Origin of the sequence: Xylanibacter ruminicola (genome assembly GCF_900107775.1) — a bacterium.
Taxonomy (GTDB): Bacteria; Bacteroidota; Bacteroidia; order Bacteroidales; family Bacteroidaceae; genus Prevotella; species Prevotella ruminicola_C.
Window position 1 is genome coordinate 180,077 of the sequence record NZ_FNRF01000004.1, and the last position, 15,597, is coordinate 195,673.

The following is a 15,597-nucleotide window of genomic DNA, read 5'->3' on the forward strand; positions in this document are numbered from 1 at the left end:
TAATAAGGCGGTTCATTAATGTGTCGCTTTTAGATATTGCAGGTCACCATACCAATAGGAAGCTGTGCAGCCTCCGTCAATCAGGAAGTCGGCACCGCTGATGAAACGTCCGCGCGAGGACATTAGGAACTCAGCCATATCGCCCACTTCGTCTGGCGTTCCTGCACGACGGGCTGGCATGCCCTCTATCATCTTCAGATAACCATCCTTGCGCGGGCCATGCAGTTCATCGTTAGCCAATGGCGTGATGATGATACCTGGTGAGATAGAGTTAATGGTAGCTCCACGACGCCCCCAGCGGGTAGCCTCAAACATCACCCGGAGCACATTGCAACGCTTCGAGTATTGGTATGCTTTCAGCGTGTCGTTGATTTCCTTTAGGAATGGCAAATCTAACAGTTCATCCACGGGAGTTGTTGCCAATGCGTCGTTTTGCTCCTGTGGCAAAGCAGGAAGACGATGACCGCTCTGTGATGAGATAATCACTCCTGAGCCACCCTCTGCGATCACCTTACCGAACTCTTCCAACAGGACACTTGTTCCATAGAGGTCTACGCGTAGTATTTCTTCCACAGGAGCCTGTGACGGCGATACACCAGCAGCATTGACAACATTTGTCACGTCTCCCTTGTTGGTGGCAAACTCCACCAACTTCAAAATGTCCTCTTTTGAGCCGAGGTCGCATTGGATAGTTGAACACTCAAAGCCTGCATCCTCCAGCGTCTTTGCTGCTCGCTGAGCATTCTCTATGGAGTAGTCTGCCAGCACGATGTGCTTACCAGCCGACACACGACGGATAATAGCCTGTCCGATACTGCCAGCACCCACTAATACTGATACCTGTTTCATCATCCGTATGTCTTTATCAAGTACTTCACAAACTGCGGGTCACCGAAATCTCTGGTGCCTGCATCGTGCTGGTTCATCTTGGCTATCTGAGCCATATCATCCTCACTCAGCGAGAAGTCGAAGACGTCGAAGTTTTGCGCCATACGCTCCTTATGACTCGACTTGGGAATAGCTACGATGCCGCGCTGGGTGAGCCAGCGGAGGGCAACCTGGGCAGCTGTTTTATTGTACTTAGCACCTATAGCTGCCAGCAGTTCACTCTTCACGATGCCGTCAGTACCTTGTCCACCGAGTGGATACCATGCCATCATCTTGGTGCCAAACTCGCCATGAATCGGCTCGATGCCTGTCTGCTGAGAGAGGGTGTTACACTCCAACTGGTTCACCATCGGCTTTAGCTCCACATAGTGGGCGAAGTCGAAGAAACGGCCAGCCTGGAAGTTGCTCACACCGATGGCACGAACCTTGCCAGCACGATAGGCTTTCTCCATCGCCCGCCAAGTACCGAACACGTCGCCGTAGGCTTGATGGATGAGCAGCAGGTCGATATACTCCGTCTGCAATTTGCGCAGACTCTCATCGATACTCTTGGCGGCCTTTTCCTCGCCGTTGTTCGAAATCCAGACCTTTGTTACAAGGAACAGATCCTCGCGCTTCAGTCCAGCCTTGCGCCAGGCATTGCCAACGCCCTCCTCATTCTGGTAGGCCTGTGCCGTATCAATCAGGCGATAGCCTACACTTAATGCATCACTCACGCAACGCTCACACTCTTCAGGGCTTACAAGAAACACACCGTAGCCCAATGTCGGCATCTGAACACCATTGTATAGTTTTATGTATTCCATATTATTCGTCGTTAATATCCTAAACCATTCAACCACTTCTCGACCTTTTTCTTTTCCGTACGCACTTCGTGACCATAGATGCTGAAGCCCTTGGTAACATTTGCCCCAGGGAATGCTTCCTTCACATCCTCCACACAGTTGGCCAATCCAGAACCTTCATGAGTGGTGAAAGGAATGACGGTCTTACCCTTCAGGTCGTTAGCATGCTTCTTGAAGAAGGTGAACATCACTTGCGGATAGGTGCCCCACCATACAGGTCCACCAATGAACACCGTATCGTACTTTGACAAATCAATGTCGCCCTCATACTCTGGCAATTCGCCTTTCTTGGTCTCTTCCTTCGCCAGATTGATGAGTGGTGTATAAGCCATCCCGTCGTACTTATGCGTAACGATTTCAAACTGCTCTGCACCGGTCAATTCCGTGATGTAGTCGGCCACTATCTTCGTGTTGCCCACCTCAATGTTTCCTACTGCATAGTTGTCTCCCGCATGTGAGAAGAACACTACTAATGCCTTTCCGTCCTTTGCCATAACTTTCTCCTGTTTTGCGCCACCGCTGCAAGCTGTGGAAATCAGCAATGCTATGGCGGCTGTGATGATACTTTTGAAATTCATTTTAAATATACTTTTGAATTTGGGTGCAAAGTTACGACGATTTCCTGATACTTTTGTTTCACAAATTACTTCACAATTTTCACTTTTTGCCTAAATCGTTCTTTTATATATAAAATAATGTGTATTTTTGCAGCAAAAGGCAAGATATGAGTACTGATTTTCAATATTCCACAGACTTCTACGGGATGAATGCCCGTGAGTTGAGCCACACCTGCATGCATCTGCTTTGCTTGGCAGGTGAGGCAAGTTTTGTGTTCAACGAGCATTGCTATCACATCGTGAAAAACGACCTGGTTGTGATACCGATGCCCGATCGTATCAGCAACCTGGCGGCACATGCAGACTTGCAGGTAGAATGGTTTGCTGCCGATTACAAGTTTCTACAGAACCTGCTGCCGTCGAACAACTACAGCATCGGAGGCAGTATCTCGCTGAACCAAGACCCCGTCATCAAACTGACAGATGAACAGGCACGACATCTGCAGGATGACTTCCATCGTCTTCGTGACCGCAAGGACGACAGCCATTTGCAGTTCTATCGCGAACTGATGGGCAGTCTCTGCCTGACGATGATGTACGACATCTTCGAGGCCCATGCTGGGCGTGATGCAACAGACACCCATACCGACCGCACAGCCTACATCGTGAAACAACTGATGGCTCTGCTTGCCACCGGCATCAGCCGAACGGAGCGTGATGTGAGCTACTACGCAGAGCGACTAAACGTATCGCCAAAGTATCTCTCGGCCACCATCAAGCGCGTGACAGGACACAGTGTCACCTCATACATCGACCGACACACCGTACCTATATTAAAAGAATATCTGAATGATGAACGCCTGTCCCTCACCCAGATAGCCGATGCGATGAATTTTACATCGCTCTCATACTTCAGCCGTTACTGCACCAAGCATCTTGGCCTGTCGCCCAGCGAGTATCGCCAGAGTCTTCAGCCGAAATAAAGTGAAAAGGTACAAATAAAGGGACTTGTCAAATTGGAATTTACTCGTCAGGCTGTTGACCATCGTGAGCCTGCCAGGCACATTCGGTAATCTTCATATCGGAGAAAATGGCTGTGAATGAGGACTCCTCGGGCGAGCAGGCATAAATGCCGAAGCTGATTTCATCGGCGGCAGCAGGCATGTGGCAGACACGCATCTGACTGAACGTCTGTCCGTCGGAAGAGCACTCAATGCAGTAGTCATCCTCGCGGCGGGAGAAGCGATACCACATGGTTTTCACGTTTGCGGGAATAGCCGTCGTGGCCCAGTCGGAGTAGCCATTGTTCGTCACTACGCTACCCAGATGCTGAAACTCATCGTTCTCGTATTCCACCGAGCCTTTCAGCCAGTTCTCGCTGCCAAGATACATCACGATACCACACTGGTCAAAGCGATGGTGACTGCCTGTGAAGTCGGTCTTCACCACGAAACTGAAGAATTTCTCACGGGTCTTCATCTGCAGAACGGGGGCGTTGTCGTTCTGGAAGTGATAGTAAGTGCGCTGCCAGAGGTCGGTCTTTGGTGCGGTGGTGATAAGGATGGTGTCGCCCTTTACCTCGTAGCCCTTTGGCTCACGTGTCCATTGAAGGCTGTTTAAATCAATGCGCCCGCTGTCGGCGAGTGCTGTCTGAACATCATCTGTGAAGTCCATTGTCGTTTCATTTTTGTTCTGCTGTCCGCATGCTGTCAGTATGAGGCCAATGCATAATATTGAGAATTGTTTCTTTTTCATATGACGTTTTTATTTCAACTGTTTGCCGTCTGCAAATGCGTTACCTATGGACTTACCTAGCTGGATGTAAGTGTGATGAACTGGGTCGAACGTGATCAACTTCATCTTCTCCACATCGGGCTTTCCGTCTTCTGCCAGGTAGTTTTCATCACAGAGGATGTTCACGATTTCAGCTACGAGGAAATAGCCGGTCTCACTCTCGTCAATTTTCTGCTTTACACGGCATTCAAGCGTCATAGGAAACTCCTTGAATACAGGTGCATTCACATTGGGAGCCTTCTCGATAGTCCACCCCGCTTTCTGCATATTGTCAGGGGTGTTCCTGCCACTGGCGATGCCCACATAGTCAGATGCTACTAAAGTGTCAGCAGTTGCGAAGGTAACTGTGAACTCAGGATTAACGGCAAGGTTGTCCGTAGTCTGATGCGAACCAAGTGAGATCATAATCTCATGCATATCCCACTGACCTCCCCAAGCAGCATTCATGGCATTGGGCTTTCCTTCTTTATCGTAAGTGCCGATAATCAGCACTGGTTGTGGCAGTAGCCACGCTGTAGACTTAAAACTCTTCATAATATTTGTTTTTAAATTCTCTTTTGCATAAATACATTTAAATATGGTGGCAAAGATGGTGCAAATCGAATGCAGAAAGCTTGCTTTTTGCTGAGATGCAGCCCATTTTCGCAACTTTTGTTGCAAATTTACCAATAATCAGCGTAAAATCGCTATCTTTGCCATCAGTTTTAACAAAAGTTGAATCTCGTCACGACTCAGCCAATCATGCAAGCATATTGGCGTTCGCTGCTCCGAGAATTGAGAATAATTAGGATTTATAGATGGGTAACATCAAGATAGTGAGAGGTGTGTGTTCGACACCAAGTTGGAACTGGAACATGCTGGTGTAGCAGCAGGATTTCCCAGTCCGGCTGATGATTATAGGCATGAGACGCAGGACTTCAACCGTGACTATATCCGTCATCCTGAAGCCTCGTTCTATGGTGACGTGGAGGGTGATTCAACGAGGCTAAGAAGATGGGCATCAAGGAAGGTACACCGTATTTTCATACAGGATTTGCTCCACGCCTTCGGAGAAAGCCACGTATCGGCTGATGCCTTGTGTAGTCAGCTGGGGATAATCGCGGTTGAAGCGGACAAGCGTGGTGTCTGGGAATCGTGCAGCCATCTGTTCGAATGGGAAACGGATGATGACGGGCGTGTTGAAACCTACACCAAACTCCAGTAATAGCATCCGCTTGTCGTGAGCCATGCTGACGAAATCGCTGTAACGCTGTGCCTGCTCATGCCAAGTCAACATTGAGCGGTGTCAGCCTCACTATTCCCATTACTGACGGACGCTTGAATCTGGGAACCTGGCAGGGCATCTACTTCTGCGAGTACCGCAATTATGGTGGTTCCAGGGAGTTGGTAGTGACAATCATAGGCGAATAAGAATATAAAAAATCCGCAACCTTATTGAGATTGCGGATTTTTTTACTGTCCTGGAGCAGGAATCACCCCAAGTTGCATTAGGAGTGAGAACATATCAGGTAAGCCATGCTCACGGATAATCTTTCCGTCCTTGAATTCATAGATGTTCATGGCCGTTACACAGATTTTCTTGCCTGTGGCGGGCATGCCCATCAGTGGTTGCGTCTGTGTGCCTGTCATTGTGTAGCGCACTAGAATCTTGTCACCCTCGGAAATGGTTTCCTCTATCTTCCATTGAATATCAGGCATTGCGCCACGCATCATAGCCAGCACACTCATATACCCCTCAAAGCCCTTCATTGGCTCTGGTGAAGTAGGAGCGTAGAAGATAACGTCGTCACTAATAATCGGTTTGCCAATGGTAGCATCACCTGTGTTGATAAACTGAAGAAATTGCTCAATGAGTTGTCTGTTTGTATTCATATCTTGAATCATTAAAAGTGAAATAATTAATTGTTCTTGAATTTTTCGCCTACGAAACCTTGTCCAACCTCGCCTGCAATGAGGTCGAAATGCTGGAATACGGGCGGTGTCGGAGATAAATCGTAATAGTCCATCTCTGCTATTGGCAGACAGAAATATTCCATCTGGTCATAGCTCGTATAAAGACGGGGCAGTACGGGATTGTTCTCGTATATCCATCGCTTTACATCATCCTCCACATTGAAGTTCACCATCCCTGAACATCTAACGGATATATTATCTGCGTAGGCCAGTATCTCAACATTGGGATTCTGGCGTAACTCCCGATAGACAGCCTTCTTTGCAGAAGTAGCGAAGTAGAGCACATGCCCTTCCTGCTTCATAATCTGGAAGATGCGCAACTTAGGCAAATTGCCCTCGCTGGTAGCGAAGGCAATCTCTTTGTGGTCTTTCAGGAACTGAATTGCTTTGTCGAACATCTCGCTTACCATTTCAGTTCTTCCTGCAGAATTACACCGTCGGTCATAGGGCTGTCAGCCTCAGTGAAGGCATTGGCCTTGTACTGGATGCAGAGCATAGTCAGGTTCTCGCTGCCAGTATTCTTCAGCGCACGCTTGCCATCGGGAGCGACACGGATGATGGTGCCCTCGCTGACGGGGAATACCTCACCATCCACCTGATACTGGCCTTCACCCTTCAGGATAATGTAAAGTTCCTCGTGAGTCTTGTGGGTGTGCAGGAAACCGCTGTCCTGACCAGGAATGAGTGTCTGGAAACTCAGTTCGCTACCAGTTGCACCTACGGCCTGACCTGCGAACACCTTGCCCTGAATGGTTACGTTCGGTCCCATGGGGAGCACGTGCTCGATAATCTCACTCATCTTACCTACGCTTACTGCGCTGAAGTTCTTTCCACTCTTAATTGTCTCAATCTGTTTCATAATTCTTATTCGTTTAAAATGTTATTTGTTCGTTTTGACGCTGCAAAGGTACAGCGAAAAAATCATTCCCACAAGAAGGCACTTTTTGGTGAGATAGTTACCAAAAAGTAGGAATTGTGATGTTATCGGGCTTCTGCGAAGGTGACATTAACTTAGATTAACTAAGTGTAATTTGGTAATTCAGTAACTATTGGTTACCTTTGCACTAAAATCATGAATTATGGCAGATATCAAAGCAGAGTATTTAGCCTGTCCTATCAGGCAAGTAGTGAGTCGTTTCGGCGACAAGTGGTCTATGCTGGTGCTCTATATGCTCCATACCAGCGAGACAGGGGTATTGCGGTTTAATGAGATTCGTCGCCTGATGACGGACTGTTCCCAGAAGATGCTCTCGCAGACGCTGAAGAACCTGGAGCAGAGCCATCTGGTACATCGTGAGGTCTATCCGGAGGTCCCTCCCCGAGTGGAATATTCCCTGACAGAGACAGGCAAATCGCTGATGCCAGCACTTACGGCTCTGATAGCTTGGGGCAAGGAACATTTCAATGAAGTGGTAACCGATTGAAGGTATGGCACTCCCCAAGTTCATCATCACAATGGATGGCGTGTTTCGCCTCGGCATGGTCAATCAGCATAAAGACCTGCTGAAACCTGGCGATCAATGCATCGGTGGCGGCTATTATCATTTCGACTATACTACCAACCGCATCCTGCTCGACAGGGAATCATACGATTTTGGTCGGCCCAAATGGCATCTGCTTGAGGTATTGAAAGTCCCTTCAACCTATCGTGGTATGCGTATCATCTATAACTATGACGATGGCTTTCATGATGATTTCAATGTCAGCGAGGAACTGAAGATTGAGTATTATGACTGATTCTGAATCCTAGGCACGATACACTTCATGTCGAGGTTTTGCTAAAAGAATCCGTGCCAGAATGACAATCGCTGAAGTCAAACTGGCACGGATTTAAACTCGCTAAACTATGCTGACAATCCATTAAACTCAGTTAAGCATTCTTATGTTTCCTCGCCAGATATTCTATTGCCCATACAGGCCATAGAGGCACCTTGCGTATGTTGGTTCTCACAGCAGGAATATCGCACAACAAGAAGATGGACGCCAGGAGCAGGGCAAACCAGATGACGTAGCCATAGACCTGCTTGATGGCTACGAGCATCATAGAATGCAAATAACTATTGCCCATGAACGCCCCGAAATCAAATTGTGAGAGGTCGAGGTTTGTGAGTGTCAGCTGACGACCATAGTTCATCATGTCCTCATTCAGGAAATGCGAGAAAATGGTGGTATAGAATCCATAGCCCATAGCACCACCAAGATACATGTGCGGGATGTTGAACACGAACAGTCCCATAAAGAACATCTCAAGACTGGGTACCGATTCATCCAAAGCCCACATCAGGGTTGGTGCAAGAACACCATAACCAAAGCCGCGGAGCATGATTGACAGTTGGTATTGCTCGATGTTCACCGCCATACCCAACGTGGAATACATCAGCAAGGCGTAAGCGCTAATGGAGAGGAAGGCTATACCTATCAGTTTCCATATCTTCCACTTCTGAACCTTCAGCCAGTAGAGATCGAGCGCTATACCCAGAAACATGCCTGGCAATGCCCACATATATTGACTCTCCTTGGTGAGTTCTTCCAGTCCGACAACTTCTGTATAGAGTATCTCCTCCAGTGTATGCTCGGCACCGAAAGCCAGTTCTGCCAATATGGTGACGATGAGTATGGGTACCACGTTGCGGCATTTCAACAGTCGCAGCTCGACGTATGGATAGCGATTGTGAATCAGTCTGTATAGGGTAAGTCCTGCAAAGATGAGTGCAAATGCCCCCACCATTCTGATATACCGGTTTGCGAACCACCTGTAGTGATCACCATAGACAAAGATGTACGAGAACAGAAGCATCGTGACGCAGATGAGCAGTGCGCCCTGCCAGTCAGTCCCCTTCAGCGAGAACCTGTTGGGCATAGGACAGAACGGACGACACAGAACCATCTGTGTCAGCAGCACGAACGACATGGTGCCTACGGTAAAGGTGTGCATCATCTGCCATGTAAAATGATGCCCCATCCAAGCAGCAAGCCAGCCACCGCCTTCAATGGCTGTGAGAAGTATGATGTGGAGCACAGGGAAGAACACGGCGAAGTCGCGCTTTGGCGTAATCCACAACTGGATGTTGCTCATACACTCGAATGTTCCTTGTATCTTGGCAATGCCTGCAATGAAGCAGGCCACCATGAGGACTGGCATCGACTGGCTATGCATGGTGATAACGTTGCAGATGCCCATCACGATGGCCGAGGTGCATAGCAACTGCTGATTGGTGAAGCGAAACTTCATCCTGAACAGCATCGGGAACCACACGGCCATGCCTGCCAGCGTGGCATAGAGCAGGAACATCACATCCTCAATCATGAAGTTGGTGGTGCCACGAATCTCGTCGAGAGCACCCAGATATATACCTCCCGAGAATTGGAAGCACAGAGCCGTAAGGACGTAAATCCAAGGCTGCAACTTGCGAGGCACCCACCCTTTCATCATCGGCATAGCGAAACCCATGCCTGCTGGTGGCGGTGGTGCCTTCATCAAAAACTCAGTCAGCTTTCCCATTACTCTTCTACTTTGCAAACCACGTTATAGCCGCCATGCAGCTTGTTCACCTCATCGCAGGCATCAATCCGTACACGTACCGTCACGCGCTGCTCTACCTTAACAAAATTGCCAGTTGCATTGTCGATAGGAATCAACGAGAACGCACTGCCTGTAGCATCGCTGATACGCTCTACCACACCTGTATATTCCACATCAGGAACAGCATCGGCAGTAAAACGCACTTTATCGCCCACCTTGATATTTGGCATCTGCGACTCCTGATAGTTGGCCTCCACCCATTTCTCATGTTTGTCAACGATGCTCACCATTGTCTGACCGGGATTAACCAGCTGCCCCACATGAATATCCTTGCTACCCACCACACCATCGCAAGTGGCAATGATGTAGCAATACGAGAGGTTCAGTCGGGCTATCTCCACCTGTGCACGAGCCAGTTCGATGGCAGCTTCTGAAGCTGAGAGGTGATGTCCTTGCTCTGCCACAACGGCCGTCTGTGTGTTGCGCGAACGAAGTGCCTGCTCATATCCGGCCTTGGCACTCAGATAACCCGTGTGGACATTGTCATACTGCTGCTGTGTTACAGCATCCTGTTCCAGCAGTTTCTGAAAACGCGCATCCTCTCTCTTTGCATTCTCCATCTGCACACGAGCAGCTTCAATGCCTGCTTCGGTCACGCCGATACTGGTCTTAGTGGTATGGATACTGCTTGCTGTACCCTGCGAACCACGCTCAGCACGGGTCAAATCGGCTTCTGCCTGAGCCAGACGAAGTCGGAACTCGGCATCCTCAATGACAACCAGCGTATCGCCCTTCTTCACCTCCTGAAACTCATTGAAGCGCACCTCGCGGATAAAACCCTGCACGCGGCAGTTCTGTGGCACGATATTCTGGCACACACGGGCATTATCCGTCACCTCGCCACCACCGAAATACATAAACTGACTGGCTGCATAAACAGCGCCGCCTACGATACAAAGTATCACAATCGCATTATAAATATAAGTCGTAATCTTATTCTTTTCCATCTTTATAGTGTATTTGTTATATATTTAAGTTTGAAATAGTTGTATAGCATGTTGATGCGCGCATTCACCAGCGCCATATCGGCAGAGAGCTTCATGTTTGAGGCATCAAGCATGTCGGTGAGCAAGGCCAGGTCATTATCGTAACGGTTCTTCACCACCGTATAGTTCTGATTGGCCAGCTCCACCTGTTTCTCCTGAGTGCTCACCTCTACCGAGCTGGTCAGCAGATTGGTATAGTTAGCCTGTACACCATTCTCTACGCCTTCGCGTGCCAACTGCACACTTTGGCGAGCCTGAGTGTTTTCATGCTTCGCCTTCCGGATGTCATGCTTGTTCTTCCAAAGACTTGACAGATTGTATTTCACACCAATGCCAACAAACCACACGTTGACATTGGCATTCTTTGGAATCAGGTCGGAGGTGTATGGACCTGCCAGGTTGTTCTCGGCAACCACAGCCACCGATGGCAGTGAAGCCGCACGCGTGTTTCTGATTTTCTGTTCCGACATCTCTGTGGCCAGCGAAGCCTGACGAATGCCAATGTTGTTTTCAGCTGCAGTCTGTTGCCACACGCCTTCAGAGGTGAGTGTTTTGAGTGCCCTACTCTCCTGCTCTAACGACTGCGTATCCACATCGAAATCCTCACCCTCAGGCAGATGGATGGCTGTGCTTATCTGATGACGGATAATCTTCTGTGCATCATCAATCTGTGTCTTTGTAAGCAGAAGACTTTGCAGCTGCAGTTCGTATCGTGTGATGTCGTTCTTCAACACCGTCCCCTGTTCTCTGCGCGCCTTCATCTGTTCGATGACCTTCTCAGTCAGTTCTATGTTTTTCGCTATCACCTGCAGCTGGTTCTGCAGTTTGTAGAGGTCAAGATAATAACCGGTTAGCAAGAAACGTACCTCCTGACGATTCTTCTCCACATCAAGCTCTGCCAACTGGCGTCCCAGCTTTGCCATTTCAATGCCTGAGCTGATGGCCCCACCAGTATAGATCACCTGACTTGCCTGAGCGGTGAAGCTGTTGCCCCAATGTGGTGTGGGCTGCTTGCCATTCTGCACCTGTTGAGGGCCCAACCCAGGAACGATATACTCCGTGGTGCCACTGGTAGAGAAACCTCTTGACATCAGGAATGCATTGCCCGTATAAGAGCCTTGCAAGCTAAATTCAACACTTGGCAGCATGGCTGATTTTGCCGATACCACCCCTTCTTCTGCAGCCTTCAATGCCGCTTCGCTCACCTTAATGCGCTGATTCTGACGGTCAGCCAGGTCAAAAAGCGACTGAAGACTCATCTTGTGCTGTGCATACGTAGGTACACAGCAACCTGCTCCGACTATCATCGAGACTGTCAGAGCACAAAAATACTTGTGACTACTCATTACAAAGAAATTTTTTCTCTTATAATTCATTACTCGTACTAAAAATATTCCTTCCCTCGGAAATACGAATAATGAACCTTCATGGTTCGGACAAACCTCCCGTTTGCCACAATGCGCTACAAACTTCTCGGATTAGGGAACAAATCCAGAGAAGAATTTCGAGCACTATTAATTACGAAATCCTAAAAACGGCTGCAAAGGTACAAAAAAAACGTTAAACACAATACACTTTTCATCTTAAAAAATCGAAAAAGTGATGCTCTGTAGCGTTCGTAAAATCGACTTTTTTTATTAATTTTGTGCTTGGAATTATACTTCAAAAGTATCATTAACAACTTCATTTTTAGATTTATGTCAAAGACAACAGAAATTCAAATTGAGAAGTCGCGCAACCTCATTGAGGGCCTGCGTCGTCATGTGAGAGAAATGGGTGAAAGAGGTGTCTCTAACAACGAGATTAACGAGATGGACAAGACTGTGGCAATGCTTTCTGAAGCCAATGCCGAAGTGGATCGTCTGCGTGAGGAGTTGACTCCTAAGGTAAAGAAAATGAATGACCTAATGACCCTCGTCAAAGCATCTTACGCCGAGTCAAAAAAGACCCTAAAGGGCTACTATCCACAGGAACGCTGGCCAGACTATGGCATTCCCGACAAACGATAAAAGTGTGATAAGAGCAATTTGTAAGGAGCGACACAATTGCCGCTCCTTTTTGATATCATTTTTACATATCCTCCTTAGTGAGTAAGCCGATTGAATGGTCATCTTTGCGATAGTTCCGTCTTACCGACACGTCTGCGCCCCATGAGGACAGTCATTCGCGCCTCACGTTTACTTTGATCCAAAACCTCTTTGAGCAGTTGCTGCTCTGACTCTCTATCATAGAACTTCATAACCCGAAATGATAATGGTCATTATAATAATGACGGTTATTATTTTGCAAAATTAGATTATTTAGCCCCTACGGCTTAAAGCCCGTCTGCCACACAGCCTTGGCACCCTCGCAGAAATCGTAGAGGATACGACCGTTTTTGGTCCCTTTACCGATGTTGATGCGGCTGCCTGCTGGCAGGAAACCACACACGATTCGCTTGATATGTCTGCCTATATTAAACTGCTTGGGTTCTTCTACACCAATACTCTCAACGCGTAGACTGAAGCGGCCTATACCTTCGATGACCACCGTCTGACCATTGGCTAGGCGATGTTTCATCATATCCTGAAGTTCAGTTACTCCCCTGACAAAAGCACCTTTCGAGATTCCACTGTTGATGGCGGCTTCTTCGGCCAACTCGCTCATCGTTACTTCGCCCTGACTCACTGCTTTGGCGAAATACTTGCCGTAGGAACTGCTACGCTTAATATTGTTTCTTATCAGTCTTATATGTACTGCCATTTTCTTTTTGCTATTTTATTATAAGATGCACTATTGTTCGTAATATATTAAATATCAGTTTATTACACCGAGTGTACCTTTTTATAAAAGATACACTATCACACACCTCTACAAAACAAGTTGTTTTGTACTCTCAAACCTATTCTTTTTAATTGAAAGATAATGCACTTTGCATAACAAAACAACTTGTTTTGTAGTCGTAAACTACTTGGTTTTCACCCTAAAAGCTGAACCTTTGTTACGCCGTTTGTTATCATACCCCATCTTGCAAAGCCTGCGTCCCAACTCCATATCGGTACTTTTGCCTATAGTAAACGTAGGGAACGATTTCTCCAGGTGTTTCATGATGTCCTGTAGAAGCACAAACTTCGCATCATCCGGTGTCTCCTCGGGGGCCAGGTAAGTCAGAGCTATCATCTGCTCGTAGCTGTTCACCTGCTGAAACGGTTCGTTCTGCTGCATGATACGTTCGTTGTCCTCGTCCTCAAACCAGTAGTGGCGTCCCTGCTGCAGTTCGGTATAGAGCTGGGCGTATAGCATGTCGTAGTTAATTAGTCCCGAGTTGTCAATCTCCTCAGCATAGATGCAGACAAAACGGCGCGAGCCTGTGGGGTCGGTCAGCGGGCGCAGGTTGTTAGTCGTAGCAATAAACGAGGCAAACCTCTGGCGCTCTTCCATCACCTTGCCGTATGGCGGACGGAACTTGATGTCGTTTTTCGATATCAGGTACTTCAGAATAGGCTGCTGACTTTTCGACATGGCATCAAACTCGTCGAGATTAATCAGCGCATAGCCCGACATGGCAAGGAAGATATCATTGTCGTTTTTCATCGACAGTCGGTCGTTATAATATATCTGCAGATAATCAGGCAGCAGCCTTCGGCAGAAGGTGCTTTTACCCGATCCCTGCGGTCCGATGAGCAGGGGCACGATAGCATTACCATGCTGGCGGTCCTTCCCCACCCACTGGGCCACCATCGACAGCATCCACGTGTGGAAATCGCTCTCCCAGTGCTTGTTGTCGGTCTTCACCCGTCGGGCCAGTTCGCCCACATAGTCGTGCTTGCCATTCCATTTAGGCAGGTGGCGCAGATAGTCCTCCATAGGATAATACTTGGGGATGAGATTCGAGTCGATATAGCGGTTCAGGTCCTTATCCCACGATTCCACCCCCGCCTTCAGTGCCTTGATGGCCATGGTGTTGCGGGCAGCCTGGTCGAGCGGCTGAAAACCATAGCCAATGGCATTCATGCGGTATTCGGGCGCGCCAGTCATCACGTTAAGGCGCAGGGTATAATGCTCCTTCATATACGCTTCGGTTTTAAAAGCCAACAGCGCCGATGGACGGGTGAACTTCATCGGGACGTTTTTTAGCGAATCACGCAGATAAGCCGTCTTAAAGGCCGACGCTATCGCATCACTACCGAGACTATCGGATAGCAGGGGGATATACGAAGCCACACGCACACACCATGCCTGAGGCAGTCCCATCACCCGACAACCGTCGGCCAACTGCTCCAATACGATGATGGCAAACTCCTCGTCGTTCTGCAAGTCGCTGTTTTTCTCGATAGCCGCATCCAGACAATCATGAAACCTTCGCATCCGACTGTCGCGCACGCTAAGCCCCGGAATCTCCTCAGGATAATTATAGTCGCTGATATGCTCCTGTATCGTTCGGAACTCGGGCGTTGTTTCGGGTTCCGACGAAACAGTTATGGGTATAGCCGATGGATGATAGAATGGCTGCGGGTCGTAGCTCACCTTACAGCTAGTTTCAAAGCTAGGCTCGTGCTCAGCCAGCGGCGTTCCCAACTGCGACGAATAGATGTAATGCAGTTTACGGAAAGCGTTGAGCATTGACTGACCATTAGTGGAACCTTCGGAAACAGCGTATGGACATACGATGTGTAGCGAATGACCGTCGTGCCCCATAAAGCAAAGCAAGGTATAAGGCTGTAGGGTGGCCAGTCGCTTGTATTCCTCCACGGTGCTCATGTCGCGCAGGTTTTCCAGCGACAGCAGTACCAAACTGTTGTAGCTCTTAGCCTTCAGCATTCCACTCTGTTTCACCCATTCAGCCGCAAAGCACACCTCCTTGGAATAGTCGCTGATATACTGCTGGCGATAGATGCCATCCTTCAACTGCGCCACAAACTCATCAAGTTCCTCGCGCGCAAACCTCTTTTCATTTTTATCCAGATTGATAATAGTTATTCTCATTGTTATTATTGATTAATTATACCTGC

At 48.2% G+C, this 15,597-nt stretch carries 18 protein-coding genes and 1 pseudogene; 5 read left to right on the plus strand and 14 right to left on the minus strand.

Annotated features, from left to right (window positions below; genetic code table 11):
* Positions 1-15: 15 nt before the first annotated feature.
* Genes BLU97_RS11110 through BLU97_RS11120 form a run of 3 tightly spaced genes read right to left on the minus strand, consistent with a single transcriptional unit; the run spans position 16 to position 2,311 of the window.
* Entirely contained in the window at positions 16-852 is an 837-nt protein-coding gene (locus BLU97_RS11110; protein WP_074761635.1) for an SDR family oxidoreductase, read from the minus strand.
* A complete protein-coding gene (locus BLU97_RS11115; protein ID WP_074761636.1) occupies positions 849-1,694 on the minus strand; it encodes an aldo/keto reductase in 846 nt (281 codons plus the stop codon). Before BLU97_RS11115 ends, BLU97_RS11110 begins: the two co-directional genes overlap by 4 nt.
* Before the next feature lie 11 nt (positions 1,695-1,705).
* Entirely contained in the window at positions 1,706-2,311 is a 606-nt protein-coding gene (locus BLU97_RS11120; protein ID WP_074761637.1) for a flavodoxin, read from the minus strand.
* A gap of 146 nt (positions 2,312-2,457) precedes the next feature.
* Between BLU97_RS11120 and BLU97_RS11125 the strand changes: the two genes are divergently transcribed.
* On the plus strand, positions 2,458-3,273 hold the full coding sequence (locus BLU97_RS11125; RefSeq protein ID WP_074761638.1) for a helix-turn-helix domain-containing protein: 816 nt from the start codon (positions 2,458-2,460) through the stop codon (positions 3,271-3,273).
* 40 nt (positions 3,274-3,313) lie between these two features.
* On the opposite strand, the gene BLU97_RS11130 is transcribed toward BLU97_RS11125, so the two are convergent.
* The 3 genes from BLU97_RS11130 to BLU97_RS16090 form a co-directional block, all read right to left on the minus strand.
* On the minus strand, positions 3,314-4,045 hold the full coding sequence (locus BLU97_RS11130) for a DUF1349 domain-containing protein (protein ID WP_254771713.1): 732 nt from the start codon (positions 4,043-4,045) through the stop codon (positions 3,314-3,316).
* 9 nt (positions 4,046-4,054) lie between these two features.
* Complete coding sequence (locus BLU97_RS11135) at positions 4,055-4,618, minus strand: flavin reductase family protein (protein ID WP_074761832.1); 564 nt, start codon at positions 4,616-4,618, stop codon at positions 4,055-4,057.
* 466 nt (positions 4,619-5,084) lie between these two features.
* On the minus strand, positions 5,085-5,360 hold the full coding sequence (locus tag BLU97_RS16090) for a hypothetical protein (RefSeq protein ID WP_175456369.1): 276 nt from the start codon (positions 5,358-5,360) through the stop codon (positions 5,085-5,087).
* Here BLU97_RS16090 and BLU97_RS11145 point away from each other — a divergent pair.
* Positions 5,336-5,494, plus strand: a pseudogene (locus BLU97_RS11145) (YjbQ family protein); the annotation flags it as partial. The gene BLU97_RS16090 and the pseudogene BLU97_RS11145 overlap by 25 nt on opposite strands.
* A 42-nt stretch (positions 5,495-5,536) precedes the next feature.
* On the opposite strand, the gene BLU97_RS11150 reads toward BLU97_RS11145, so the two are convergent.
* Genes BLU97_RS11150 through BLU97_RS11160 form a run of 3 tightly spaced genes read right to left on the minus strand, consistent with a single transcriptional unit; the run spans position 5,537 to position 6,896 of the window.
* The gene (locus tag BLU97_RS11150; protein WP_074761833.1) at positions 5,537-5,956 is read right to left on the minus strand and encodes an ester cyclase; all 420 of its coding nucleotides are present in this window, start codon (positions 5,954-5,956) and stop codon (positions 5,537-5,539) included.
* A 26-nt stretch (positions 5,957-5,982) separates the two neighbouring features.
* The gene (locus BLU97_RS11155) at positions 5,983-6,435 is read right to left on the minus strand and encodes a pyridoxamine 5'-phosphate oxidase family protein (protein WP_254771714.1); all 453 of its coding nucleotides are present in this window, start codon (positions 6,433-6,435) and stop codon (positions 5,983-5,985) included.
* A 5-nt stretch (positions 6,436-6,440) separates the two neighbouring features.
* The gene (locus BLU97_RS11160; RefSeq protein WP_074761641.1) at positions 6,441-6,896 is read right to left on the minus strand and encodes a cupin domain-containing protein; all 456 of its coding nucleotides are present in this window, start codon (positions 6,894-6,896) and stop codon (positions 6,441-6,443) included.
* Positions 6,897-7,116: 220 nt separating this feature from the next.
* Between BLU97_RS11160 and BLU97_RS11165 the strand changes: the two genes are divergently transcribed.
* Positions 7,117-7,461, plus strand: a complete 345-nt coding sequence (locus BLU97_RS11165) for a winged helix-turn-helix transcriptional regulator (protein WP_027449815.1) — start codon at positions 7,117-7,119, stop codon at positions 7,459-7,461.
* A 4-nt stretch (positions 7,462-7,465) separates the two neighbouring features.
* On the plus strand, positions 7,466-7,774 hold the full coding sequence (locus BLU97_RS11170) for a hypothetical protein (RefSeq protein WP_074761642.1): 309 nt from the start codon (positions 7,466-7,468) through the stop codon (positions 7,772-7,774).
* Between the two features lie 133 nt (positions 7,775-7,907).
* Here the strand turns inward: BLU97_RS11170 and BLU97_RS11175 are convergent, their stop codons facing one another.
* From BLU97_RS11175 to BLU97_RS11185, 3 genes are read right to left on the minus strand one after another with little or no spacing between them, the layout of a single operon-like run.
* On the minus strand, positions 7,908-9,539 hold the full coding sequence (locus BLU97_RS11175; RefSeq protein ID WP_074761643.1) for a hypothetical protein: 1,632 nt from the start codon (positions 9,537-9,539) through the stop codon (positions 7,908-7,910).
* Positions 9,539-10,567: an HlyD family secretion protein gene (locus BLU97_RS11180; protein ID WP_028908702.1), complete on the minus strand. Its 1,029-nt coding sequence runs from the start codon at positions 10,565-10,567 to the stop codon at positions 9,539-9,541. Before BLU97_RS11180 ends, BLU97_RS11175 begins: the two co-directional genes overlap by 1 nt.
* A gap of 2 nt (positions 10,568-10,569) precedes the next feature.
* Positions 10,570-11,952, minus strand: a complete 1,383-nt coding sequence (locus tag BLU97_RS11185) for a TolC family protein (RefSeq protein ID WP_074761644.1) — start codon at positions 11,950-11,952, stop codon at positions 10,570-10,572.
* Positions 11,953-12,303: 351 nt separating this feature from the next.
* Between BLU97_RS11185 and BLU97_RS11190 the strand changes: the two genes are divergently transcribed.
* Positions 12,304-12,615 carry a hypothetical protein gene (locus BLU97_RS11190; RefSeq protein WP_074833920.1) on the plus strand — a complete coding sequence of 104 codons (312 nt, stop codon included), beginning with the start codon at positions 12,304-12,306 and terminating at the stop codon, positions 12,613-12,615.
* 298 nt (positions 12,616-12,913) lie between these two features.
* On the opposite strand, the gene BLU97_RS11195 is transcribed toward BLU97_RS11190, so the two are convergent.
* Positions 12,914-13,348, minus strand: coding sequence for a hypothetical protein (locus BLU97_RS11195; RefSeq protein ID WP_074761646.1), 435 nt, complete (start codon positions 13,346-13,348; stop codon positions 12,914-12,916).
* 204 nt (positions 13,349-13,552) lie between these two features.
* Positions 13,553-15,571, minus strand: a complete 2,019-nt coding sequence (locus tag BLU97_RS11200; protein ID WP_074761647.1) for a VapE domain-containing protein — start codon at positions 15,569-15,571, stop codon at positions 13,553-13,555.
* Positions 15,572-15,597: the final 26 nt, after the last annotated feature.